Origin of the sequence: Paralysiella testudinis (genome assembly GCF_016894345.1) — a bacterium.
Lineage (GTDB): Bacteria > Pseudomonadota > Gammaproteobacteria > Burkholderiales > Neisseriaceae > Paralysiella > Paralysiella testudinis.
This window is the reverse complement of record NZ_CP069798.1, coordinates 2,372,612-2,398,248: the sequence shown is the minus strand read 5'-3', so window position 1 is coordinate 2,398,248 and position 25,637 is coordinate 2,372,612. Positions and strand designations below refer to the sequence as shown.

15 protein-coding genes and 1 CRISPR repeat array are annotated in these 25,637 nt (G+C 53.7%); of the genes, 9 read left to right on the top strand and 6 right to left on the bottom strand.

Annotated features, from left to right (window positions below):
* The first annotated feature begins 5 nt into the window (after positions 1-5).
* The 9 genes from glyS (at position 6) to pntB (ending at position 17,945) form a co-directional block, all read left to right on the top strand.
* The gene (gene glyS / locus JQU52_RS12230) at positions 6-2,069 is read left to right on the top strand and encodes a glycine--tRNA ligase subunit beta (RefSeq protein ID WP_230338757.1); all 2,064 of its coding nucleotides are present in this window, start codon (positions 6-8) and stop codon (positions 2,067-2,069) included.
* Between the two features lie 27 nt (positions 2,070-2,096).
* Positions 2,097-2,546 (top strand): DUF7832 domain-containing protein, encoded by a 450-nt coding sequence (locus tag JQU52_RS12225; RefSeq protein WP_230338756.1) that lies wholly within the window; start codon positions 2,097-2,099, stop codon positions 2,544-2,546.
* Positions 2,547-2,560: 14 nt separating this feature from the next.
* Positions 2,561-3,133, top strand: a complete 573-nt coding sequence (gene gmhB, locus JQU52_RS12220; protein ID WP_230338755.1) for a D-glycero-beta-D-manno-heptose 1,7-bisphosphate 7-phosphatase — start codon at positions 2,561-2,563, stop codon at positions 3,131-3,133.
* Positions 3,134-3,136: 3 nt separating this feature from the next.
* On the top strand, positions 3,137-3,901 hold the full coding sequence (locus JQU52_RS12215; RefSeq protein WP_230338754.1) for a lysophospholipid acyltransferase family protein: 765 nt from the start codon (positions 3,137-3,139) through the stop codon (positions 3,899-3,901).
* Positions 3,902-4,603 carry a M48 family metallopeptidase gene (locus JQU52_RS12210; protein WP_230338753.1) on the top strand — a complete coding sequence of 234 codons (702 nt, stop codon included), beginning with the start codon at positions 3,902-3,904 and terminating at the stop codon, positions 4,601-4,603.
* A 17-nt stretch (positions 4,604-4,620) separates the two neighbouring features.
* Positions 4,621-5,190, top strand: a complete 570-nt coding sequence (locus JQU52_RS12205; RefSeq protein WP_230338752.1) for a lipocalin family protein — start codon at positions 4,621-4,623, stop codon at positions 5,188-5,190.
* Entirely contained in the window at positions 5,187-5,588 is a 402-nt protein-coding gene (gene gloA, locus JQU52_RS12200) for a lactoylglutathione lyase (RefSeq protein WP_230338751.1), read from the top strand. The genes JQU52_RS12205 and gloA overlap by 4 nt, the downstream gene beginning before the upstream one ends.
* Positions 5,589-5,855: 267 nt before the next feature.
* Positions 5,856-14,649: a CRISPR direct-repeat array (repeat unit 28 nt; unit sequence GTTTCCCGCCGAATAGGCGGCTTAGAAA).
* Positions 14,650-15,021: 372 nt separating this feature from the next.
* Positions 15,022-16,554, top strand: coding sequence for a Re/Si-specific NAD(P)(+) transhydrogenase subunit alpha (locus tag JQU52_RS12195; protein ID WP_230338750.1), 1,533 nt, complete (start codon positions 15,022-15,024; stop codon positions 16,552-16,554).
* 11 nt (positions 16,555-16,565) lie between these two features.
* The gene (pntB, locus tag JQU52_RS12190; RefSeq protein WP_230338749.1) at positions 16,566-17,945 is read left to right on the top strand and encodes a Re/Si-specific NAD(P)(+) transhydrogenase subunit beta; all 1,380 of its coding nucleotides are present in this window, start codon (positions 16,566-16,568) and stop codon (positions 17,943-17,945) included.
* Positions 17,946-18,162: 217 nt separating this feature from the next.
* Here the strand turns inward: pntB and JQU52_RS12185 are convergent, their stop codons facing one another.
* The 6 genes from JQU52_RS12185 to JQU52_RS12160 all read right to left on the bottom strand — a co-directional run bounded on the left by JQU52_RS12185 (position 18,163) and on the right by JQU52_RS12160 (position 25,479).
* Complete coding sequence (locus tag JQU52_RS12185) at positions 18,163-18,921, bottom strand: IS5 family transposase (protein ID WP_230338748.1); 759 nt, start codon at positions 18,919-18,921, stop codon at positions 18,163-18,165.
* Positions 18,922-19,452: 531 nt separating this feature from the next.
* Positions 19,453-19,989 (bottom strand): DDE-type integrase/transposase/recombinase, encoded by a 537-nt coding sequence (locus JQU52_RS12180; RefSeq protein WP_230338747.1) that lies wholly within the window; start codon positions 19,987-19,989, stop codon positions 19,453-19,455.
* Positions 19,902-20,411 carry a hypothetical protein gene (locus JQU52_RS12175; protein ID WP_230338746.1) on the bottom strand — a complete coding sequence of 170 codons (510 nt, stop codon included), beginning with the start codon at positions 20,409-20,411 and terminating at the stop codon, positions 19,902-19,904. Before JQU52_RS12175 ends, JQU52_RS12180 begins: the two co-directional genes overlap by 88 nt.
* A 151-nt stretch (positions 20,412-20,562) precedes the next feature.
* Complete coding sequence (glnE, locus tag JQU52_RS12170) at positions 20,563-23,256, bottom strand: bifunctional [glutamate--ammonia ligase]-adenylyl-L-tyrosine phosphorylase/[glutamate--ammonia-ligase] adenylyltransferase (protein ID WP_230338745.1); 2,694 nt, start codon at positions 23,254-23,256, stop codon at positions 20,563-20,565.
* Between the two features lie 171 nt (positions 23,257-23,427).
* On the bottom strand, positions 23,428-24,846 hold the full coding sequence (locus JQU52_RS12165) for a DHA2 family efflux MFS transporter permease subunit (RefSeq protein WP_230340581.1): 1,419 nt from the start codon (positions 24,844-24,846) through the stop codon (positions 23,428-23,430).
* A gap of 153 nt (positions 24,847-24,999) precedes the next feature.
* Positions 25,000-25,479 carry an FKBP-type peptidyl-prolyl cis-trans isomerase gene (locus JQU52_RS12160; RefSeq protein WP_230338744.1) on the bottom strand — a complete coding sequence of 160 codons (480 nt, stop codon included), beginning with the start codon at positions 25,477-25,479 and terminating at the stop codon, positions 25,000-25,002.
* Positions 25,480-25,637 lie beyond the last annotated feature (158 nt).

Below are 25,637 nucleotides of genomic sequence, written 5' to 3'. Positions count from 1 at the left end.
CAACCATGACAACCCAAACCCTTCTTATCGAACTGCGCACCGAAGAACTGCCGCCCAAAGCCTTAAACACCTTGGGCGAAAGCTTGGCTGAGGGCGTGGTGGCCGGGCTGGCCAAGGCGCAGCTGATTGACGGCGAGCCGCAATACCATGCTTATGCCGCGCCGCGCCGCTTGGCCGTGCAGGTGCAAAACGTGAAAGCGGTACAGTCGGATCAGCAGGTGCTCAAAAAAGGCCCGGCAGTGGCCGCAGGCATGAAAGACGGCGCGCCCACCAAGGCTTTGGAAGGCTTTGCCCGCTCGTGCGGCGTGAGTGTGGCCGACTTAACCACGGTGCACGACGGCAAGCAAGACGTGTATGCCCATCAATTTATCCAGCCCGGCCAGCCGCTGGCGGCCTTGCTCAGCGATATTTTGGCGCAAGCAGTGAAAAAACTGCCCATTCCCAAAGTGATGCGCTGGGGCAGCAGCAGCCACACCTTTGTGCGCCCGGTGCACGGTTTGGTGATGCTGCACGGCGGCGATACCGTTTCAGGCAGCGTGTTGGGTTTGCAAAGCCAAAACTGGACGCTGGGCCACCGTTTCCTAAGCCAAGGTGAGATTGTTTTTGCCGATGCCAACGACTACCCGCGCCAAATGGCCGAACAAGGCAAAGTGATGGCCAGCTTTGCCGCCCGCCGTGCCTTGATTGAGCGCGATTTGGCGCGTGCGGCTGCGGCGTTGAATGCCAGCGTGGCCACCGATGCGGCGCTGCTGGATGAAGTAACCGCATTGGTAGAGTGGCCGGCGGTGCTGGAAGCCGGTTTTGAGGCGCACTTTTTGCAAGTGCCGCAAGAATGCCTGATTCTCACCATGCAGCAAAACCAAAAATATTTTCCGCTGCTCGATGCCCAAGGCAAGCTGATGAACCGCTTTTTGCTGGTGTCCAACCTGCAAACCGACGACCCCAGCTATATTATCCACGGCAATGAGCGCGTATTGCGTGCACGCTTAAGCGATGCCGAGTTTTTCTACAAGCAAGACCAAAAAGCCAGCTTAGAGAGCCGCTTGCCCAAGCTGGAAAACGTGGTCTACCACAATAAACTGGGCAGCCAGGCCGAGCGGGTGGCGCGCTTATGTGATTTAAGTGTGGTGATTGCCCAAGCGCTGGATGCCGATGCGCAGCAAACCTTGCGTGCCGCCGCGCTGGCCAAGGCCGATTTGCTCACCGAAATGGTGGGCGAATTCCCCGAATTACAAGGCGTGATGGGGCGCTATTATGCGCTGCACGATGGCGAAACCGCCGCTGTGGCCGAAGCCATCGAACAACATTACCGCCCGCGCTTTGCCGGTGATGCGCTGCCCGAAAGCAAAACCGCCGCCGCCGTGGCATTGGCCGACAAGCTGGAAACGCTGGTGGGCATTTGGGGCATCGGCCTGATTCCCTCCGGCGACAAAGACCCCTACGCCTTGCGCCGCTCGGCACTGGGCATCTTGCGCATGTTGATGCAATACGGCCTAGACGTGGCGCCCTTACTTCAGGCAGCCTACAACACCTTTCCCCAAGGCAAGCTGGCGGCCGATACCGTAGACGAAGTGGCCGAATTTATGCAGGCACGTTTGGCGGTATTGCTGCAAAATGACTTTGCCCACGACGAAGTGGCCGCCGTATTGGCCAAACAGCCGCAAAACTTGGGTGACATCAACGCCAAGCTGGCGGCAGTGGCCGCATTCAAGCGGCTGCCTGAAGCGGCGGCGCTGGCTGCGGCCAATAAGCGCGTGCACAATATCCTTAAGAAAAATGAACTGCCCTTGGGCGACATCAACCCCAATTTGCTGCAACAGCTGGAAGAGCAGGATTTATACCAAGCCACACAAGGCTTGGTGCCGCAAATCAACCAAGCATTGGCGCACAAAGACTTTCAGGCAGCCTTAAGCGTGTTGGCGGCGGTAAAACCCACAGTAGATGCGTTTTTCGATAAAGTGATGGTGATGGCGGATGATGAAGACATCAAACGCAACCGTTTGGCCTTGTTGCGGGCTTTGTCGCGGCAGATGAATGCCGTGGCCGATATTGCCTTATTAAACGAATAATCGATGTTATTTTCCGGAGTGCCAAGCATGACCTTAGACAACGTGGTGTTTCACACCGAAGAAGACTACCCGGAAGATTTGGGCGTATACCATGCAGCCACCCATATGGGCTTTTACTGGGCATGGGCGGTGAAACGCGGCCTGTATAATCCGCAATGGGATGAGGCTGCCGCCGAAGCCGTTGCGGATTTGAAAGCCGGCAAGATGAGCGGCGCGCAATTTGTGATGCAGCACATGGCTGGCGGGCTGGAAGACACCGATTTCAATCCGGAAGGCTTGCGCTTCACCTTGTTTTATTATGATGATGAAGACGAAGGCTATGGCCGCTTTATGGACGACTACGTCAACACATTGAACACGCCCGCCTTGGCCAGCTTCTACCACGTGGCCGACAACGCCGACAACCAAGCTTTGCTGGATTTGGTGTTTGATGCGGCGCTGGCGCAATGGCGTGGCAGCTTGAGCGGCACAGCTTAAGAAAGCGGGAAAGTATGGGCACAACAACGGCGGGCAACAAGCTGATTATTCTGGATCGCGACGGCGTATTGAATCCGGTGGACGAGGGCGGGGTGGTGAAAAGCGCCGATGCCTGGCAGCCGATTGCGGGCAGCATGGATGCGGTGGCGCTGCTCACCCAAGCGGGCTACACCGTGGTGGTGGCCGCCAACCAATCCGGCTTGGGGCGCGGCCTCTTGAGCATGCAAGACGTAAACGACATCCACGGCAAAATGCACCAGCACGTGCAAAAAGCCGGCGGGCGCATCGACGGCATCTGGTTTTGCCCGCACAAAGCCACGGCCGATTGCGATTGCCGCAAACCCAAGGCCGGCATGATTGCCGATATTTTCGACCGCTTAAACCGAGACGCCGCACACACTTGGCTGGTGGGCGACAGCTTGCGCGATTTGCAAGCCATCGAAGCCGCGGGCGGCCATCCGGTGCTGGTGCTCACCGGCAAAGGCAAGCAAACGCTGAGCACCGAAGAATTGCCGGAAAACACCCAAGTATTTGATGATTTGCTGGCGTTTGCGCAATACCTTGTGCAGCAAGAAGAAGGAGCATAGCCCATGTTGTGGTTGCGCAATTTGGCGTATTGGCTGTTGGTGGTGGTGATTACACCGCCGTTTTTTGTGGTGGTGATGCTGTCGATGCTGGTGCCGATGGGGGTGAACAAAACCACCACCGCTTGGGCGCTCACATTGCTGTGGTTGCTGGAGCATGTGGTGGGCTTGAAATACCGCGTGATTGGCCGCGAAAACATCCCGGCCAAGCCCTCGGTAATTTGCTGCAAACACCAGTCGGGCTGGGAAACGCTGGCCACGCAAAAAATTTTCCCCTTGCAGGTATTTGTGGCCAAACGCGAGCTGTTTAAAATTCCGTTTTTCGGCTGGGGGCTGAAACTCACCCGCACCATCGGCATCGACCGCGGCAACCCCCAACGCGCCTCGCAGCAAATCGTTGAGCAAGGCAGCAAGCGCAAGGCCGAAGGGCTGTGGATTACCATTTTCCCCGAAGGCACCCGCATCAAGCCCGGCTATCGCGGCCGCTACAAGGCCGGTGCTGCGCGCATGGCGCAATTGCTGCAAATGGATTTGGTGCCGGTGGCGCTGAACAGCGGCGAATTTTGGCCGCGCAATTCGTTTTTAAAATACCCGGGCACCGTTACCGTGGTAATCGGCACCCCGATTGCCTATGATGCCGCGCCCAGCGCCGAAGCCTTAACCCGCTTGTGTGAAGACTGGATTGAAGCGCAACAGGTCGAAATCCAAGGCGCGGGGCCGTTTGCCTTGCAACCGCCGCAAGTACCCACTCCCGTTATCAGTCGCAGCTGAATGCAAGCGCAATACCAAACCCGCTGCGGCACCCGCATCAACTACACCTTGCGCCGCAGCGCCCGCAAAAATATCATCGTGCGCAGCGGTGTGGATGGCGTGCTCAGCATCAATGTGCCGCCCTATATCAGCGCCAAACAATGGCAGCAATGGCTGCAAAACAATGAAGCGGTGCTGCTGAAATTGCAGCACCAAAGTAGTGCACAAAGCGCCACAAAGCTGCCTGAAAGCCTGTGGTATCGCGGTGAATCTTACCCTTGCCGTATTGTGGCCGATAAAGATGCCATGCCATTGTGGCAAGCGCAACAGGGCTTCAGGCTGCCTGAAAGCATCGCCGCCGATATGGTAACCGCCAAGCAGCATTTGCGCCAATATCTGTATACACAAGCGCAAGCTGTATTGCTGCCGCAGCTGCAACAGCATGCCGAGCGTCTGCAATACCGGCCTGCGGCCATTGCCCTAAGTAAGGCGCGCACTTTTTGGGGTGTGTGCCGCACGCACACCGGCATCCGCCTAAACTGGCGCCTGATTGGCGCCCCTGAGTGGGTGGTGGATTATGTGTGCGTACACGAGCTGTGCCACCTTAGCCATGCCAACCACAGCCCCGCGTTCTGGGCCTTAGTCAATCGCCACACTCCGCACACCCAAGCCGCCAAAACATGGCTGCGCCAGCACGGTCAAGCCCTGTTTGTGTTGGCATAATCCTAAAGGAAAGCCTCATGATTAAAAATACCATCACCGTATTGGCGCTGGCAGCGTTCGCCCATCTACCTGCCTATGCCGAAACCCCTTTAAGCACCGTGGCGCAAGTGGATGTGGCTCGTTATAGCGGCCAGTGGTATGAAATCGCCCGCCTGCCCATGCGTTTTCAAGCACAATGTGTTGCCGATGTGAGCGCAAATTACCGTGTTAACGACAACGGCAGCATTGCCGTTACCAACCGTTGCCGCCAAGCCGATGGCAGCTGGGATCAGACTGAAGGCTTGGCGCGCGCCGAAGACAGCAGCAACAGCCGCTTGCGTGTCACCTTCCTGCCCAAAGGCTTGCGCTGGCTGCCGTTTGGCAAAGCGCCTTATTGGATTATGGCGCTCGACAGCAATTACCAAACCGCCATGGTGGGCGAGCCCAGCCGCCGCTATCTGTGGCTGCTGTCGCGCACACCACAAATGGATGACGCGGTATACCAAGCCTATTTGCAGCAAGCGCAAGCGCAAGGCTATGATTTGTCGGCCTTGATACGCACCCGCCATAGCCCAACCCACCCGACCACAGAAAGGACAACACCATGAGATTGCTACACACCATGCTGCGCGTGGGCGATTTGGATCGCTCACTGGCGTTTTACCAACAGGTTTTGGGCATGAAATTACTGCGCCAAAAAGATTACCCCGAAGGCCGCTTTACCTTGGCATTTGTAGGCTACGGCAGCGAAGCCGACACCACCGTGCTGGAGCTTACCCACAACTGGGACACCGGCAGCTACGACTTGGGCAACGGCTACGGCCATATCGCCATTGAAGTAGACGATGCTGCCGCCGCTTGCACTGCCGTGCGCGAAAAAGGCGGCAAAGTGACCCGCGAAGCCGGGCCGATGAAACACGGCACCACCGTGATTGCCTTTGTTGAAGACCCCGACGGCTATAAAATCGAATTTATCCAGCGCAAAACCGGCAGCGATTCTTACTAATCAAACAACTCAAACAGCAGCATAAGGCTGCCTGAACGCTTAAGCTTCACAGAAGTTTGGCTTTCAGGCAGCCTTTGTTTAATGATGTTGGTGGTTTTTAGGCCATCAAACCAAACCTTCAAACAGCATCAACCCGAACCCTTTTTTAATCTTAATAAAAATTATTTTTTAAAACAAATAGTTAAATATGATCAATAAAAAAGGGGTTTTTGCGCATTTGGTGTTTAAGCACTTGAGCAGGAAGCAAATCTGCCATACACTGCGCTAGTTTCCCGCCGAATAGGCGGCTTAGAAAACTAACAAGACCCGCAGCGATGCCCCACCAGCGTTTCCCGCCGAATAGGCGGCTTAGAAATTATAGGCTGGGGGCAAGTGCCGTTAGTGGCAGTTTCCCGCCGAATAGGCGGCTTAGAAATGGTTTGGTCGGGATTGCGGTTAGGGTTCTGTGTTTCCCGCCGAATAGGCGGCTTAGAAAACCGCCGGCATCGCATCAACAAACCGACGAATGTTTCCCGCCGAATAGGCGGCTTAGAAATTGTAAAATCAGGACGCCAATCCCGACCGCGCGTTTCCCGCCGAATAGGCGGCTTAGAAATTGTACAGGTACGCCAACCCGTATAGTTCCGCTGTTTCCCGCCGAATAGGCGGCTTAGAAAACTAACAAGACCCGCAGCGATGCCCCACCAGCGTTTCCCGCCGAATAGGCGGCTTAGAAAGATATAAAATATCTGTAGGGCATCGGCAGGAAGTTTCCCGCCGAATAGGCGGCTTAGAAAAATATCGCCTTGGGCGTCAGGATAAAGAAACTGTTTCCCGCCGAATAGGCGGCTTAGAAATCATGGTCAGAATTTAACAAACTTATCCTTATGTTTCCCGCCGAATAGGCGGCTTAGAAAGTTATTCCATCAAATGAACAGAATGTAGAGTTGTTTCCCGCCGAATAGGCGGCTTAGAAAAATTTCAAAGCGGCACCAGCATAGACAAAAAGGTTTCCCGCCGAATAGGCGGCTTAGAAATGCCATTACCCATAGTTTTACGTTCAAAAGAAGTTTCCCGCCGAATAGGCGGCTTAGAAATGTATCCGCACCACCGCATTGATGTGCTGCAAGTTTCCCGCCGAATAGGCGGCTTAGAAATTTTTCTGGGGCATCAAGTCAACATCTACAGTGTTTCCCGCCGAATAGGCGGCTTAGAAAGTCGCCCACCAGCCGCTGAATCAGCACATTGTCGTTTCCCGCCGAATAGGCGGCTTAGAAAACACTCGCCGAAAAACCCGAATCAAAGCCCCTGTTTCCCGCCGAATAGGCGGCTTAGAAAGTCATCCGCCCGCAGCATTTGGCATACGGCTTGTTTCCCGCCGAATAGGCGGCTTAGAAAAGTAAGGGGCGCGGAGGCATCCAGTGTTTGAGTGTTTCCCGCCGAATAGGCGGCTTAGAAAATCACAATGGCGCGTTCGTATGTTTGGGTGTCGTTTCCCGCCGAATAGGCGGCTTAGAAATGAACACCAGCAACGCCTTGACTTTAACCCTTGTTTCCCGCCGAATAGGCGGCTTAGAAAAACCGCACGAAAACCCCTGCCCGGGAATTGCAGTTTCCCGCCGAATAGGCGGCTTAGAAAAACCGCACGAAAACCCCTGCCCGGGAATTGCAGTTTCCCGCCGAATAGGCGGCTTAGAAAATGATTATCAACACCTTTAATTCCTACATTTGGTTTCCCGCCGAATAGGCGGCTTAGAAAGTTTTAAACGGTATGCTGCCGGTGAGGTAGTTGTTTCCCGCCGAATAGGCGGCTTAGAAAAAGATAGCAATGAACTAACAGGTAACTTACACGTTTCCCGCCGAATAGGCGGCTTAGAAAATAGAGCGACGAAATCGCGCGGCAATTCAAAAGTTTCCCGCCGAATAGGCGGCTTAGAAAAATATGGGATAGACGAGCGGATAAGTCATTTAGTTTCCCGCCGAATAGGCGGCTTAGAAATACTGTTCCGCTCTTCCTATCGTCCCATTCCCGTTTCCCGCCGAATAGGCGGCTTAGAAATACATTTGATGAGGTGATAACTCCGCCATTTTGTTTCCCGCCGAATAGGCGGCTTAGAAAAAGATTAAAACCAAACGCACCGCTTGGATTTAGTTTCCCGCCGAATAGGCGGCTTAGAAAATTGTCGCCTTGGCGGTAGCGGCGCACTCTGCGTTTCCCGCCGAATAGGCGGCTTAGAAATTTAAGGTCTTTACGGCGCATAAGCTCTGAAAGTTTCCCGCCGAATAGGCGGCTTAGAAAATCGCAGCGGGCAAAAAAAGACGGCGGCAAAAGTTTCCCGCCGAATAGGCGGCTTAGAAAACCGAACCCCTTCATGCCTGTTGCGAAGCCACGTTTCCCGCCGAATAGGCGGCTTAGAAAATTTTCCGCAATAGCAATGCCCGTTTGCGTGCGTTTCCCGCCGAATAGGCGGCTTAGAAAGTGTGCTGCGCAACGATACCGAGCCGCTGTACGTTTCCCGCCGAATAGGCGGCTTAGAAAAACACAGCGGCAACACCAACGTCCTGTGCATCGTTTCCCGCCGAATAGGCGGCTTAGAAATACAAGCTGGGCGATGAAGTGGACAATTTGAGGTTTCCCGCCGAATAGGCGGCTTAGAAATTGTACGCCCTTACAAACTGGATAAGTCCGTCGTTTCCCGCCGAATAGGCGGCTTAGAAATTTATGGGCAAGCGGGTGATTGTGGACGACACGTTTCCCGCCGAATAGGCGGCTTAGAAATATCGGCGGATGCGGCGCAGACGGATTAAACGGTTTCCCGCCGAATAGGCGGCTTAGAAAACCGCCAAATTGGCCGCCGACTACGCAAAAACGTTTCCCGCCGAATAGGCGGCTTAGAAAAACCATACCATTTGGGAATTGATGAGCCCGAAGTTTCCCGCCGAATAGGCGGCTTAGAAAGTATGATGCTTTGGAACGGCAACGGCACAAAGGTTTCCCGCCGAATAGGCGGCTTAGAAATACTATGCTGAAAAAAAGAACGCGCTACTTCAGTTTCCCGCCGAATAGGCGGCTTAGAAAATAAAAGGAAAGCATCATGAATATCAACCAACGTTTCCCGCCGAATAGGCGGCTTAGAAAACAGGCCGCCACAGCGGCCAGCGACCCCGTAGGTTTCCCGCCGAATAGGCGGCTTAGAAAACCCCACCAGCAGCCAAGAGCGTTTTGGACTGGTTTCCCGCCGAATAGGCGGCTTAGAAATTCTGCGGTGATGGTGGGGACTACCAAGGACAGTTTCCCGCCGAATAGGCGGCTTAGAAAAACCAAACAGCACATTGGTTATGTAAAGGGTGGTTTCCCGCCGAATAGGCGGCTTAGAAAAAACTCAATATTCGAGAATGGGGCAGCGGTCTGTTTCCCGCCGAATAGGCGGCTTAGAAATCAAGAACCGAGCGAGTAGGAGCTTGAGCAATGTTTCCCGCCGAATAGGCGGCTTAGAAAACCCCCGGCACAACGACCCCGGGCGAAACAAAGTTTCCCGCCGAATAGGCGGCTTAGAAATTCTTCAGTACAGGCTTGGTGTCCTTGTTACGGTTTCCCGCCGAATAGGCGGCTTAGAAATTTATCGCCACCATCAAAGCCACCAGCCATCTGTTTCCCGCCGAATAGGCGGCTTAGAAAATGCATTCGGCTACTTCCGCCGTGCTGGCCAAGTTTCCCGCCGAATAGGCGGCTTAGAAATCAATCAACTGCGGCGGATAGCTAGCCTTAAGGTTTCCCGCCGAATAGGCGGCTTAGAAATGATGGCTGAAACGGGGATAAATTAAAGGGACGTTTCCCGCCGAATAGGCGGCTTAGAAAACGGCAAAAAAACTGGTTGAACATACCGATTAGTTTCCCGCCGAATAGGCGGCTTAGAAACCTTTTCTTTCTTGACATCTTCATTAACCACAGTTTCCCGCCGAATAGGCGGCTTAGAAATTGACCCGGATATGCCTTATCCGCAGTGGTCTGTTTCCCGCCGAATAGGCGGCTTAGAAATCCATATTATCGAAGTTGCAACAAATCAAGTTGTTTCCCGCCGAATAGGCGGCTTAGAAAATTTAATCCCGAAAGGATAAAATGGATGCTCAGTTTCCCGCCGAATAGGCGGCTTAGAAAATCAAGTCAAGCACACGACCGATGCCATCTTCGTTTCCCGCCGAATAGGCGGCTTAGAAATATCCGCAAATTCGGGATATTTTTTATCCTACGTTTCCCGCCGAATAGGCGGCTTAGAAATTGATGAAGCTTTCCCAGCGACCGAAACCCAAGTTTCCCGCCGAATAGGCGGCTTAGAAAGCCTGCGCCGCCAAACTGCGGGCTAAGTCGGGGTTTCCCGCCGAATAGGCGGCTTAGAAATTTTGGCGTGTAGGGTCTTTGCAACTAATACAGTTTCCCGCCGAATAGGCGGCTTAGAAATCAAATGTAGGGTCTTTGTAGGTCATACTACCGTTTCCCGCCGAATAGGCGGCTTAGAAAGGTAAAGCTACTGGAAACGCAAGTATCAGATGGTTTCCCGCCGAATAGGCGGCTTAGAAAATCATCACCCATCGACCGCATCAATACTTGGCGTTTCCCGCCGAATAGGCGGCTTAGAAAACTAACATGATTCCCTTTATTTTGCATAAACAGTTTCCCGCCGAATAGGCGGCTTAGAAAACTTACTATAAATTCCAAGCTGTGCCCGAGCCGTTTCCCGCCGAATAGGCGGCTTAGAAAAATATAATGGCGGCGTAATGTGAAAAGACGGCGTTTCCCGCCGAATAGGCGGCTTAGAAATACACCCTGCCGCTTACCGCCCACACGGCGCAGTTTCCCGCCGAATAGGCGGCTTAGAAAGCCTGCATCGCTTGCAACTGCCGTAATACATCGTTTCCCGCCGAATAGGCGGCTTAGAAAATTTGCGCTTCGAGGGCTTGAATACTGCTGAAGTTTCCCGCCGAATAGGCGGCTTAGAAATGCAAGCGCTGAAGCGGCGCTTGTGCGGCCAAGTTTCCCGCCGAATAGGCGGCTTAGAAATGTAATGAGAGGAACTTGCGCCATATCCCCATGTTTCCCGCCGAATAGGCGGCTTAGAAATAGACAAATTCAATAAGCTATTTGCAGGGTAAGTTTCCCGCCGAATAGGCGGCTTAGAAACACTGCTTTCCGCTTTTCAATTAACGCAAGCAGTTTCCCGCCGAATAGGCGGCTTAGAAAATGTAATACGGGTTTTTAATGTGGCAGCGACTGTTTCCCGCCGAATAGGCGGCTTAGAAATACCGACTAGCGTTGGTTTATATGGCATTCAAGTTTCCCGCCGAATAGGCGGCTTAGAAAAATAGGCATCAACAACTGCTTGGTGTCGCCATGTTTCCCGCCGAATAGGCGGCTTAGAAAACCGTGGCTGAAATGGCCGCCGCCATGAGCAGGTTTCCCGCCGAATAGGCGGCTTAGAAAAATAACCATGTATGATAAAAGTTAGTAGAGGAGTTTCCCGCCGAATAGGCGGCTTAGAAATAGGCGAATTCAATAATCTATTTGTAGGGTAAGTTTCCCGCCGAATAGGCGGCTTAGAAACAGCGCGCCAACGCATAACGGCTTACCGAATCGTTTCCCGCCGAATAGGCGGCTTAGAAAAAAAAGCCGGCATCCTCCAGCTCCGCCAGCATGTTTCCCGCCGAATAGGCGGCTTAGAAAATTTTTTGGCGAACATCCGCACTGGCATCAACGTTTCCCGCCGAATAGGCGGCTTAGAAAATTGAGCAGCGCATTAGCGCTGAGATGCCAGAGTTTCCCGCCGAATAGGCGGCTTAGAAAACCTTTATGCCAGCCAAGCCACCGCCGAAAACGTTTCCCGCCGAATAGGCGGCTTAGAAAAGCGGGCAAAATCGCAGCAGCAAAAGCTGGGCGTTTCCCGCCGAATAGGCGGCTTAGAAATGACGGCGCGTTTAATGCTTTTTCTATTAACCGTTTCCCGCCGAATAGGCGGCTTAGAAATGCACCCGCGCGGGGTGAAATGGAAAGGCGATGTTTCCCGCCGAATAGGCGGCTTAGAAAAGCAGCTCATTAACGAGGTTAAACATGAATAAGTTTCCCGCCGAATAGGCGGCTTAGAAAAAAAGGGCATGGTAATCATCGCCCCGCCGTTTGTTTCCCGCCGAATAGGCGGCTTAGAAATACACGCTTATTGACTGCATCAAGCCAGTACAGTTTCCCGCCGAATAGGCGGCTTAGAAAACCCACGCCAGCTAAGCAGAGTAGATGCATTCGTTTCCCGCCGAATAGGCGGCTTAGAAATTGCTGATGTCCCAGTCTTGATACAGCACGCCGTTTCCCGCCGAATAGGCGGCTTAGAAAGCTGGCGAGCTTGGCGGTTACATCCAATCAGAGTTTCCCGCCGAATAGGCGGCTTAGAAAATAGGAATTGCGGCTATTGTCGGCTCCCAGCAAGTTTCCCGCCGAATAGGCGGCTTAGAAATCCTGCCGCACCGCCCGATTCAATCGGATTTTGTTTCCCGCCGAATAGGCGGCTTAGAAATTAAAACGGCAGCATGATGTACCATATTTGTAGTTTCCCGCCGAATAGGCGGCTTAGAAACTTAACGGCCAAATCAACAGCCTGAAAAACCAGTTTCCCGCCGAATAGGCGGCTTAGAAAACAAATGAATTTTTAGATGTTACCGGGCGCATGTTTCCCGCCGAATAGGCGGCTTAGAAAACCACCGATTGGCGCATTGTCGCCCTCTCCGGGTTTCCCGCCGAATAGGCGGCTTAGAAAGCAAAAAAACAGGCATCAATTATATCCATGAAGTTTCCCGCCGAATAGGCGGCTTAGAAAAACAATTTTTAGGTCTGCTGTACATTCTACTTGTTTCCCGCCGAATAGGCGGCTTAGAAATTCCGGCTCGTAAACAACGCCGCGCATGGCATGTTTCCCGCCGAATAGGCGGCTTAGAAACAGACGCAAGAGATGGGCACGGCGATGCCGGATGTTTCCCGCCGAATAGGCGGCTTAGAAAAAGAGTGATTTCCCAAACGCTTTTGGTGTTTAGTTTCCCGCCGAATAGGCGGCTTAGAAATGGTAAACGCCGCTGCCGATAAAGCCAGCGAAGTTTCCCGCCGAATAGGCGGCTTAGAAAAAAACGGAACGCCGATAAAATGAAAGGCAATATGTTTCCCGCCGAATAGGCGGCTTAGAAAATGCGCTGTGCGATGAAATCGACACCATGAAGGTTTCCCGCCGAATAGGCGGCTTAGAAATGATGGCTGAAACGGGGATAAATTAAAGGGACGTTTCCCGCCGAATAGGCGGCTTAGAAATATTATCCAAAATGGTTTTATTGGTTTTGGTTGTTTCCCGCCGAATAGGCGGCTTAGAAAATAAACCAGCCCAGAATGGCCTCAGATTGATTGTTTCCCGCCGAATAGGCGGCTTAGAAAATACCGGGCGGCTCGCAAGGGCTGCCTGAAAAGTTTCCCGCCGAATAGGCGGCTTAGAAAGCTAACGTAGCTATCAACAATGTTTCTGTAGCGTTTCCCGCCGAATAGGCGGCTTAGAAATTTGCCTGCTTCAATGTCGCAGGGTTTTCTTAGTTTCCCGCCGAATAGGCGGCTTAGAAAATTTCGTAATTTCCTTTTTCGGTTAAGACACCGTTTCCCGCCGAATAGGCGGCTTAGAAATAAGATTTTACAACGCATACACTATTTGATTTGTTTCCCGCCGAATAGGCGGCTTAGAAAATATTATTGACAATATGGGATATTATTTCATTGTTTCCCGCCGAATAGGCGGCTTAGAAAAATTTGACACTGAGTTGGTTTAGCGATGCCGTGTTTCCCGCCGAATAGGCGGCTTAGAAAGGCGGTAGAGACGCGCGGTGAGGTTTCGCCGTGTTTCCCGCCGAATAGGCGGCTTAGAAATCCGGCACCACCACCAAGCCGGCAGCGGCCAGGTTTCCCGCCGAATAGGCGGCTTAGAAATTGGATGCTGGCCAGTGCCGCCATTTGTTCGCGTTTCCCGCCGAATAGGCGGCTTAGAAAATCAGGGTAATACACTGCATATCGGCAATTATGTTTCCCGCCGAATAGGCGGCTTAGAAATTGCGGGTCTACTGGTTGCACTGATTTTGGCCGTTTCCCGCCGAATAGGCGGCTTAGAAAAATCAACAGGTGAGATCCAAGGCACACACGTAGTTTCCCGCCGAATAGGCGGCTTAGAAAACTAAACCACCGGGCAGTATCACCGGTAAAAGTTTCCCGCCGAATAGGCGGCTTAGAAAAACGCGCTCTGGGTGCCGGCGATAAATTCACGGTTTCCCGCCGAATAGGCGGCTTAGAAAACACTGCCCTCCGGTAGTGCAATGACGTCCACGTTTCCCGCCGAATAGGCGGCTTAGAAAAACAAAAGAAAGCATTAAAGCGTTACCCCAAAGTTTCCCGCCGAATAGGCGGCTTAGAAACATCAGATGAGTAATCACGGGCAATATTCAGTGGTTTCCCGCCGAATAGGCGGCTTAGAAATTAGCGTGGTTGTTAATGACCAGCTCTGCTTTGTTTCCCGCCGAATAGGCGGCTTAGAAAACCACCAGCCCGAGCAACTTAGCCTTACCCATGTTTCCCGCCGAATAGGCGGCTTAGAAACAAACGTCAACGACCGAAAAACCGGCCGGCCGGTTTCCCGCCGAATAGGCGGCTTAGAAAAATCAATTGCGGCGGCACACCGAAGGCGCGGCGTTTCCCGCCGAATAGGCGGCTTAGAAAACAACGTGCGCCGCTCTTTAAAAGTCTGGCAAGTTTCCCGCCGAATAGGCGGCTTAGAAATTCAACCTTCGCCGTTCGTTGCTTGGCCTTCAGTTTCCCGCCGAATAGGCGGCTTAGAAAACAGCTTCCATGGCCGAATCCGCTCCGGCTAAGTTTCCCGCCGAATAGGCGGCTTAGAAACCCCGGCGGTATCATCGGCAACAGTGGCCAATGTTTCCCGCCGAATAGGCGGCTTAGAAATGATATTGGGTTACCCGCTCAATCGCAATATCGTTTCCCGCCGTACCGGTGGCTTAGAAACTTGGCAATTCGCTAGATATAGATGAGTTTGTGTTTCCCGACTAAATAGGCGGTTTTTAGAAACACATAGCGCAAAAATTGACAATGCCAGCCCATTCTGCCGCCATAGTCTTGCTACGGCGGCTTTTCTTATGGCGGTTTATGTTTATAAAGCTGCGCTTTTTTCGGCTTGGGCGCCATATTGCTTTTTGTTGCAGTGCAAACAGGATGGTTGGCGGCGCGGTAGCGCTGATTTTGCGCATTAAAATAGCGTATTAGGTTGTTTCATCGAAAAATAATATTGTGTTGTGTTTGATTTTGTTTAGAATCGGTGTTTCCAATTTTAAATACATGCCGTGCTGTTGGCATTGCAACCCGGAAAGGATTAAAGAGATGAGGATTGGTATTCCCAAAGAGTCGTTGCCCGGCGAAACCCGGGTGGCCGCCACCCCCAGAACGGTGGTGCAATTGCTGAAGCTGGGGCATGAGGTGGTGGTAGAGAGTGGGGCGGGTAAGGCGGCGAGCTTGGACGACAGCGCCTATACCGCCGCCGGTGCTACGGTGGCGGATGCAGCCACGGTATGGGCTTGCGAAGCGGTGTATAAGGTGAATGCGCCCACTGAAGCGGAAATCAATGCCATTGCCGCAGGCACGGTGTTGATTAGCTTTGTGTGGCCGGCGCAAAATCCGGAATTGCTTGAAAAGCTGCGTGAGCGCCAGATTACCGTGCTGGCGATGGATATGGTGCCGCGCATGTCGCGTGCGCAGGCGATGGATGCCTTGTCGTCGATGGCCAATATCAGCGGCTACCGCGCGGTGGTGGAAGCAGCCAGTGCTTTTGGCCGTTTCTTCACCGGCCAGATTACCGCTGCGGGCAAGGTGCCGCCGGCCGAAGTACTGGTGATTGGCGCCGGTGTGGCCGGGTTGTCGGCCATTGGTGCGGCGGTGCAGTTGGGCGCGATTGTGAAGGCGTTTGATACCCGCCTAGAAGTGGCCGAGCAAATCGAATCGATGGGCGGCCAGTTTTTAAAGCTGGATTTTCCCACCGAAGCAGGCGGCAGTGGCGACGGCTATGCTCAAGTGATGAGCGAGGCGTTTATTGCCGCCGAAATGAAGCTGTTTGCCGATGAAGCGCGCCAAGTGGACATCATCATCACCACCGCCGCCATTCCGGGCAAGCCTGCGCCCAAACTGATTACCAAGGCGATGGTGGACAGCATGAAACCGGGCTCGGTAATTGTGGATTTGGCCGCCGCCACCGGCGGCAATTGCGAATACACAGTGCCGGGTGCCGAATTTATTACCGACAACGGCGTGAAGGTGATTGGCTATACCGATTTGGTCAACCGCTTGCCGGGGCAGTCGTCGCAGTTGTATGCCACCAATTTGGTGAACCTCACCAAGCTGATGACGCCGGGCAAAGACGGCGTGCTGGCATTGGATTTTGATGATGCGGTGGTGCGCAATATGACCGTGGCGCACCAAGGTGATGCCATGTATCCGCCGCCGCCGATTCAGGTATCGGCAGCGGCAGCCAAGCCTAAACCGGCGCCGCTGGTGCAAAAAACGGCTGAGCCGCTGCCTCTGTGGAAAAAACTGCTGCCGGCCGGCGTGGCGGCGCTGTTGTTTTTATGGCTGGGTGCCAATGCGCCCACGGCGTTTTTAAACCATTTAATCGTGTTTGTGTTGGCCTGTGTGGTGGGCTATTACGTGGTATGGAATGTTACCCATTCCTTGCACACGCCGCTGATGTCGGTGACCAACGCCATTTCCGGCATTATTGTGGTGGGCGCTTTGCTGCAAATCGGCCAAGGCAACGGCTGGGTAACGCTGTTGGCGTTTGTGGCGGTGCTGATTGCCAGCATCAATATTTTCGGCGGTTTTTTCGTTACCCGTCGCATGCTCAATATGTTCCGTAAAGGTTAAGGGAGGCGTTTATGTCACAAGGAATGGTTACGGCGGCATACATCGTGGCTGCGATATTGTTTATTTTGAGCTTGGCCGGATTGTCGAAGCAGGAAAGCGCCAAAAACGGCGTTTATTTCGGCATGGCGGGCATGGCCATTGCGCTGGTGGCCACCATTTTCAGCGATGCGGCATCCGGCTTTGGCTGGATTGTGATTGCCATGGCAGCCGGTGCCGCCATCGGCATTTACAAGGCGCGCAAGGTAGAGATGACGCAAATGCCCGAGCTGATTGCTTTGCTGCACAGCTTTGTGGGCTTGGCCGCAGTGCTGGTGGGCTACAACAGCCTGTTTGAGCCGGGCGATGTGGCGGCCGATATGCACACCATCCACTTGGTGGAGGTGTTTCTGGGCGTGTTTATCGGTGCGGTTACCTTTACCGGCTCGATTGTGGCCTTTGGTAAACTCAACGGCAAAATTTCCAGCAAGCCCTTGGCTTTGCCGCACAAGCACAAGCTGAATCTGGCCGCGCTGGTGGTGTCGCTGCTGCTGCTGTTTTGGTTTGTGGTTGCCGATGGTGCCACTTTTGCCTTGCTGTTGATGACCTTAATCGCGCTGGCCTTTGGCTGGCATTTGGTGGCCGCCATTGGCGGCGCCGATATGCCGGTGGTGGTGTCGATGCTCAACTCCTATTCCGGCTGGGCAGCGGCAGCGGCAGGCTTTATGCTGGGCAATGATTTGCTGATTGTGACCGGCGCGCTGGTGGGCTCTTCCGGTGCCATTTTGTCCTATATTATGTGCCGCGCCATGAACCGCTCGTTTATTTCGGTGATTGCCGGCGGCTTTGGCAGCGATGGCAGCAGCAGCGCCAGCACGGAAGAAGAAAGCGGCGAATACCGTGAAATCATGCCCGCCGATGTGGCCGATATGCTCAAAAACGCCTCTTCGGTGATTATTACGCCGGGCTATGGTATGGCGGTGGCGCACGCGCAAAATGCGGTGGCGGAAATCACCGACATCCTGCGCCAGCAAGGCGTAAACGTGCGTTTCGGCATCCATCCGGTGGCAGGGCGCCTGCCCGGCCATATGAATGTGCTGCTGGCCGAAGCCAAAGTGCCTTACGACATCGTGCTGGAAATGGACGAAATCAATGACGACTTTGCCGATACCGATGTGGTGCTGGTGATTGGCGCCAACGACACGGTAAATCCGGCCGCCGCCACTGATCCGAACAGCCCGATTGCCGGTATGCCGGTGCTGCATGTATGGGAAGCGCAAAACGTGATTGTGTTCAAGCGCTCAATGAATGCAGGCTACGCCGGCGTGCCCAATCCGCTGTTTTTCAATGAAAATAGCCAAATGTGCTTTGGCGACGCCAAAGCCACGGTGGAGGCGATTTTGAAAGCGCTGTGATTGGTTGTGGCCAAACAGCTGAAAAGGCTGCCTGAAACGGTTTCAGGCAGCCTTTATTCATTATGCAGCAAGTTTAATATTGGTTTAAAAGGCCATGGATAAATTCCATTCTGGGCTTTTCTAAAATCATATCGCTTATCATTTTGTCTGCTTCATTAGGGCTTGTTGCATTTATTAACTGAAATTACGCACTCTAGGGTCTGTTCACAATTACTTGTCATAAAGGTAACCACATCACAATGCACCCCAATAAAACCGTACTGTGGAAGTTGCGTTTCAGCTTATCGTAACGGCTGGCAATCGCTCGGAAATGTTTCAAACGGCAAAAGGCATTCTCTACCAAATGCCTGATTTTATATAAATACCAGTCCATGTCTTTATTTTTCTCTTCCCTATTGCTTTTATAGGGAATATTGGCTTTCGCACCGCTTTGCTCTATTTGCTCCCTGAGCCGGTCTGAATCGTAACCTTTGTCCGCATTAACCAACTCAGTTTCGGCAAGGTTGATGTTGTCAAGCAGCTCCGGTGCAACGGTGACATCATGGATATTGCCCGCAGTAACGATAACCTCAACCGGATTGCCTGCAGCATCTACAGCCAGATGAATCTTGCTGGTTCTGCCGCCTCGGCTCATACCGATTGCGTGTTCCTCTTGCGTACTGAGCGCTGAGGCGCAGTGTTGGTGGGCACGGATATAACTGCCGTCTATGGCTACCCACTCCAAGTCACTCTCTTGGCTGAGCTGTTTCAAGATTGCAGTAAAAATACCTTTTTCTGACCAACGGTTATAAGCGGTATAAACAGTATGATACTTGCCGAAATACTCGGGCAAATCCCGCCACGGTATGCCGGTTCTTATTCTGTAAAGTATGCCTTCAAGAATTCTGCGCAAATTGGGTTTGCTATAAATACCCAAATCACGCAGAATAGGTAACAGCTTCGTCCAATGTTCATCTTTGAGTAGTGTACGGGGCATCGCAGGTGTATTGGGGGGTGTGAGAACTTCCTTTTATGCCTGCGTTTCTTTTTTATTCAAGGGTATGACAAGTAATTGTGAACAGACCCTAATGCAAGTGCAGCGATTTACCAGCTATTTTGTTCAGGCTGCCTGAAACGGAAAATCCGTGCAGCCTTCCCCTTGGCGCAGCCGAACGGAACGTGGTTTTGGCGGGAATAAGGGCGGTCCGGAGTGCAGCGACACGCGAGCGCCGCCAAAACCACGTGCAGTGAGGGAAGTTTGGCGTAGCCAAACCTGCAAACCGGGGTCGCCTTTCTTTGCTTACTTTCTCGCCGTAGGCGCGCTTCGCGTGAGCGAAGCAAAGAAAGTAAGTGGCCGCGCGGCCAGAAAGCGCAAAGTAAAACAATTACGAAAATGTATAAAAAACATGTTTTTTTAAAAAATTGTCTCACTTTAAATTTACCAATGGATTGCCGAATCAAGTTCGGCAATGACGGTTTTACGTTTCAGGCCACATTTATCAATAAGTAAGTGCGTATCTTCAGTTAACTAAGTGTTAAGACCCATAATCTTCTGGAATGGATTTTCACGAAACAATTCAGGCTCTAGATTATAGCAATCTTCCAAAGCCTGCCAAGGCGTTTTGTACTTCAACGACCGTAAGGGGCGTTGATGGTTGTAATACAGCAAAAATACCATCAAGTGCCGTTTAAGTTCGTCAGGATGCTCATAGTGGAAGCGTTTGACCGTTACCTCTTTCAGCATCTTGTTGGTAATCTCCACCTGCCCGTTCGTCCATGGATGACGGAATTTCGTGGTACGGTGCTCAATGCCCAAATGCCGGCAAAGCTCGTCAAACGGATGCTCCTTATCAGGCCGTTGTGCTTGGCTCAGCAAGTTGTAGGTAAACTGCGCACCGTTGTCCGTTAGGATATGGGTGATTTTAAACACACAATCTTGTTGTAGGTTGCGCAGAAAAGAAACGGCGGTTTTCTGCGTCATACGCGGATGAAGTTCTGCATAAACATATTTGGTTTTGCGGTCGATGGCGACAAACAGGTACAGCTTGCCGGTTTCACAACGCACCTCGGTGATGTCGATATGGACAAAGCCAACCGGATATTGTTTGAATGTTTTTTACCTTTTTGGCCATCGGATTCATTCTTGGGTAAGCGCGACAATCCGTGATGTTGCAAGCACCGGTGCAGATTGGAGCGGCTCAGCTTTGGAATATTGGGCTTGAAGATGATATACAGCTCGTCCAATGACAGCCGCAGATGTCGCCGGACGGTACAGATTGCCTGCTGCTCCGATTCGGTCAACACGCTGGGGCGGGTTTTGGGGCCGGACTTTTTATCTTCGACCGAATCTGCGTGTTTCCAGTAGAGAACGGTTTTGAAATTAATATTGTATTTTTTAGCTAACGCTGCGATGCTCTCTTCAGACTCTTGTATTTCTTTTCTGATTCTAGGCGTAGTCTTGGCGTTACCATGCAATATGCTTGCCATAAGTCGGTCTCTTTATAATTGGGGTAATGATACTCCATAAAATTCAGGGACTAAACAACTAAGTACGCGTCTACTTGCCAAGGCTGCCTGAAAGGCTTTGGCGGCACCGGGATTCTGTTTTCAGGCAGCCTTGCCGCTTCGCCAATTCACTTTAGGCACCGCCGGTGGCTTCAGCATCAAATACGGCCAGCCATAAGGCTTTAACAATATGGTAGTGGGCCAGCAATTCGCTATCGGCTTCGGCGTGTACGGCGTCGCGCAGTTTGGTGTTGTGTTGCTGCTTGCGGTAGTGGCGGTAGGCGGTGCGGCTGGATTCGGCTAGGGTTTCGCTGATTAGCGCGGCATCGGCGGCCATGCTCAGCAAGGCGATATTGCCGTGGTTTTGCAGTAGCTGCGGGTATTGGTGGGCGTGCGCCAGAATCAGGTATTGCACGATAAATTCCACATCCACCACGCCGCCGCGGGCGTATTTAACATTGCTGTCTAGCGGCGGGTGGGTGGCAAACATTTTTTCGCGCATGGCGATGATGTCGGCTTTCAGCGCCGCTAAGGGGCGGGGGCGGGTGAGGATTTCTTGGCGGATGGCGTCGAATTGGGCAATCAAGGCGGCATCGCCCGCCACGCCGCGGGCGCGGGTGAGTGCTTGGTGCTCCCACGTCCAGGCGTTTTCGCGCTGGTAGCGGGCAAAGGCGTTGATGTGGCTGGCGGCAAAGCCGGCATCGCCATTGGGGCGCAGGCGCAAGTCGACTTCATACAGCACGCCCGCGCCGGTGGGGGCGGTGAGCCACGAAGTGAGCCGCCGTGCCAGCCGCGCGTAGGTGTCGGCGGCATCGGGGTGGTCGTCGTCATACACATACACCAGGTCTAAATCGGAGGCGTAGCCCAATTCCTTGCCGCCCAGTTTGCCGTAGCCGATGATGGCAAATTGCGGTGTGTCGCGGTGTTTTTTGTTCAGGCTTTGCCACACATGATCCAGCGCTTGCTGTAGCAGCAAGTCGGCCAGTGCCGATAATTGGTCGGACAGTGCTTCGATGGTCCACAGCCCGGCTAAGTCTTGCACGGCTAGGCGGAAGGTTTGCGCGTGCTGGAAGCGGCGCAATACGTCCATTTTGGCTTCCACATCATCGCCACAGTCGTGTAGGCGGCGAGCCAATTCGTCGGCGCGGGTTTGCCAATGGGTGTCGATGGCGCTCAGTTCGTCGCTGAGTAATTCGTCGAGCAAGATGGGATGGTGTTGCAGATAGGCGGCCACCCAGCTGCTTTGGCTCATCAGTGCGGCCAGTTGCGCCAGTGCTTCGGGGTGTTCGTGCAAAAAGGCCAAATAGGCGCTGCGGCGGCTGATGGCTTCAAGAAAATCCAGCAGTCGGGTGAAGGTGGCATCGGGGTTGGGCTGCACGGTGGCGGCAATCGCCAGCTGCGGCACCAGGGTGTCGAAGCGTTGCTGGGCGTGGCTGGAGAGCTGGCGGTATTTGCTGCTGTGGCGGATGTTGTGCAGGCGCGGCAGGATTTGGGCTGCCTGAAAGCCGTGTTGTTGCAGCAGATCGCTGGTTTCGGTGGTGTCGGTGTTCTGCCACACCTCGTCGAGCGCGTGTTGTTGGTTTTGTTTGTCGCCCGGCTCGGTGAGGATGTCGTTGAAAATGCGGTTTACACTTTGACGGTATTGGCTTAGGGCTTGGCTAAAGGCGGCGTAGTCGGCAAAGCCCATGCTGGCGGCCAATTTTTCTTGCTGTTCGGCACCGGTGGGCAGGGTTTGGGTTTGTTGGTCGTCCCAGTATTGCAGGCGGTGCTCCACATCGCGCAAAAAGCGGTAGGCGGCCAGCAGCACGGCCACGGTGTCGGCTTCCAAAATGCCCAGTTGTGTCAGCTCACGCAGGGCTTCTTGGGTGCCTTTGCATTGCAGGCTGCGCACTTGGCCGCCGCGAATCAGTTGGAAAATCTGCGCAATAAACTCCACTTCGCGGATGCCGCCTGCACCGAGTTTCACATTGTCGGCCATGCCTTTGCGGCTCACTTCTTGGCGGATTTGCTTGTGCAGGCTGCGCATGGCTTCGTAGGCGTTGAAGTCGAGGTATTTGCGGAACACAAACGGGCGCACCAAGGCGCTGATGTCGTTGGCAAACGGGGTGAGCACGCGGCCTTTAATCCAGGCGTAGCGCTCCCATTCGCGCCCTTGGGTAATCAGGTATTGCTCCAGCGCGGTTTCGCTTAGCACCAAGGCGCCGGCGTCGCCATCGGGGCGCAGGCGCATGTCAACGCGAAACACTTGGCCGTCGCCGGTGATGTCGTTTAAGAGCGCAATCAGTTTTTGCCCCACTTTGGTGAAAAACTCTTGATTGCTGCGCTCGCGGCGGCCATCGGTGTCGCCCGCTTCGGGGTAGACAAAAATCAAATCAATATCTGACGACACATTCAGCTCATACCCGCCAGCCTTGCCCATCGCCACCACGCTTAGATGCTGGGCTGTGCCGCTGTGGCGGCCCATCGGCTGGCCGTAGAGGCCGACATAATGCGCATGGGCAAAATCCAGCGCGGTATTCACGGCAAAATCGGCCAATAGGGTGATGGTGCGGGTGACTTCGGCTAAATCACTGGCGCGCGCCAAGTCGCGGATGATGATGTGCGCCATGACATGGCGGCGCAGCAGGCGCAGTTGACGCGCCAATTCGGCTTCATCTGCGGCTGCCTGAAACGCTTCCCAATCGGCAAAAGCCGCAAAATCGGCATTTTCCAATGGCCGCTGCAACCACGGATACAGAATGGCGGTGTTCAGATTGCCGTTGTGCCAGTGGCGGCTCAGATAATGGGAATACGGCAGGGCGGCGGCAAGCAGGGCTTCGGGATTCATGGCAATAAGTGCTCAAGACAAAGGGCAATGGCTCAATCATACCGCGCTGCAACAAGGATGGGAATGTGTTTGCTATGGCGGGGTGATAAGGGCCGTTTTCTAACGGTTTTTAAAGGCTGCCTGAAACCTTTGTGTTGCCGTTTCTGCGCCGGTGCTGCGGTTGCGGTAATGTTATGCAGGGTGATCGTCTGCCACTTTGTGCACCAGATTATCGCCATCGTGCGGGTGTAGGCGGGCGAATACCCAGCTGGAGGCAAAAGTCATCAAGCCCACCAGCACAAAGGTGTAGCGAAAGGCGTTGTGCAGGCTGTGGCCTTGGTTCAGATGGCTAAAGCTTTGCAGCAGCAAAGCGCCGATGGCGATGCCAAAGCTGATGGCCAGCTGCTGGTTTACCCCCATCAGGCTGCTGCCGCTGCTGGCTTGGCGGCTGCGCAAATCGGCAATGGTGAGGGTGTTCATGCCGGAAAACTGTAAGGAGTTGGCCGCGCCCAAGGCAAACAATAAGGGCAGCAGCAGCCACAGCGGCGTATCGGCGCTGGGCAGTGCCAAACACATAATCAATATGCCGATTAAGCGGGTGTTGGCCACCAAAATGCGCCGGTAGCCAAAGCGGCTCATTAAGGGTTTGATGGCCGGTTTGGCCGCAATGGCCGCCAGCGCCAGCGGTGCCAGCATCCACCCGGCCACACTGGCCGGGTAGCCGAAAGCCACTTGCAGCAGCAAGGGCAGCAAAAACGGCAGTGCGCTCATGCCCAAGCGGCTGAATAAATTGCCCACCAAGCCGATGCGGAAGGTGCGCACCGACAGCAAATCCAGCCCATACAATGGCTCGCGGCTGTGCAACGCATGGCGCCAATACAAGGCCAGCGCAGCAATGCCGCACAGTGCCATCAAAATGCTGAACAGCTGCGCTCCGGGATGGGTAATCAGCTCAAAGGCGAAACTTAAGCCAAAGGCCGCAGCGCCAAACAAGGCAAAGCCGATGGCATCGAAATGGCCGCCGGGGGCGTTAAAGTCGGGCATGATGCGCAGTGCAAACACCAAGCCCAGTAAACCAATCGGCACATTGAGCAGAAAAATCCAATGCCAGCTGGCGTAGTCCACCAGATAGCCGCCCACCACCGGCCCCAGCACCGGGCCGATGAGTGCGGGCATCACCGCGTAATTGATGACATTGAGCAATTGCGATTTGTCGTAAGCGCGCATCATGGTGAGCCGCGCCACCGGCGTGAGCATGGCGCCGCCCATGCCCTGAATCACCCGCGCCACCACCAGCATATTTAAGCTGGAAGCGGCGGCACACAGCACCGATCCCACCATAAATACCACCATGGCACCCAAAAACAGCTTGCGGGTGCCGTAGCGGTCGGCCAGAAAGCCCGATAGCGGCATCATAATCGCCAAGGTAAGCGCATAAGCAATAATCGCCGACTGCATATTCAGCGGCGATTCGCCCAAATCCGCGGCCATTTTCGGCAAGGCGGTATTCAGAATGGTGGCATCCAACATTTGCATGAAAATGGCAATCGCCAGCAACAGCGGCAGCCAGCGGGAAGGCGTGGGAAGCGGGGCGGCGGGCAGGGTATTCATGGCGGTGTGAAAGCGAATGGGCAAGGAGCAGCCATTGTATAGCAAAGAAACTAAATTTATTTTCTTTGCTACAGCAAACGGCTTTAAGGCTACCTGAAAAAAACAGCCCGCATTTGCGGGCTATGGGTCAAACTGGGGTGCTTCAGCGGGCAATCAATGATGATGGCCGTGCGCACCATGCACATGGCCGTGGTCGATTTCTTCGGCCAAGGCGGCGCGGATTTCGGCCACTTTGGCTTTGAAGCGGATTTTCATGCCCGCCAGCGGATGGTTGCCATCCACCACGGCTTTGCCGTCGGCCACATCGGTAACGCGGTACACCATCACATCGCCGGTTTCCGGATCGTCGGCTTCAAACATCATGCCCACTTCCACTTCTACCGGGAAGATGTCTACCGGCTCGATGCGGATCAATTCCGGCTCTTGTTCGCCAAAGGCGTCGTCCGGTGCCAGGGTAACGTCTACTTCATCGCCCACGGCTTTGCCGTGCAGGGCTTCTTCCACCAGCGGGAAAATACCATCGTAGCCGCCATGCAGGTAGGCAATCGGCTCTTCGGTTTTGTCGATGAGCTGGTCGTTGGCATCGTACATTTCGTAGTGCAGGGTGACCACGCTGTTTTTGTCAATATTCATGGGTTTACCTTTCGGAAAAGCAGAGGGATATTATAGTGGATTAAATTTGAATCAAGACAAGGCGACGAGCCGAAGACAGTACAGATGGTACGACAAGGCGAGGTAACGCAGTAGTTGGTTCAAATTTAATTTACTATAGTTGCGTGAAAAAGCAATGG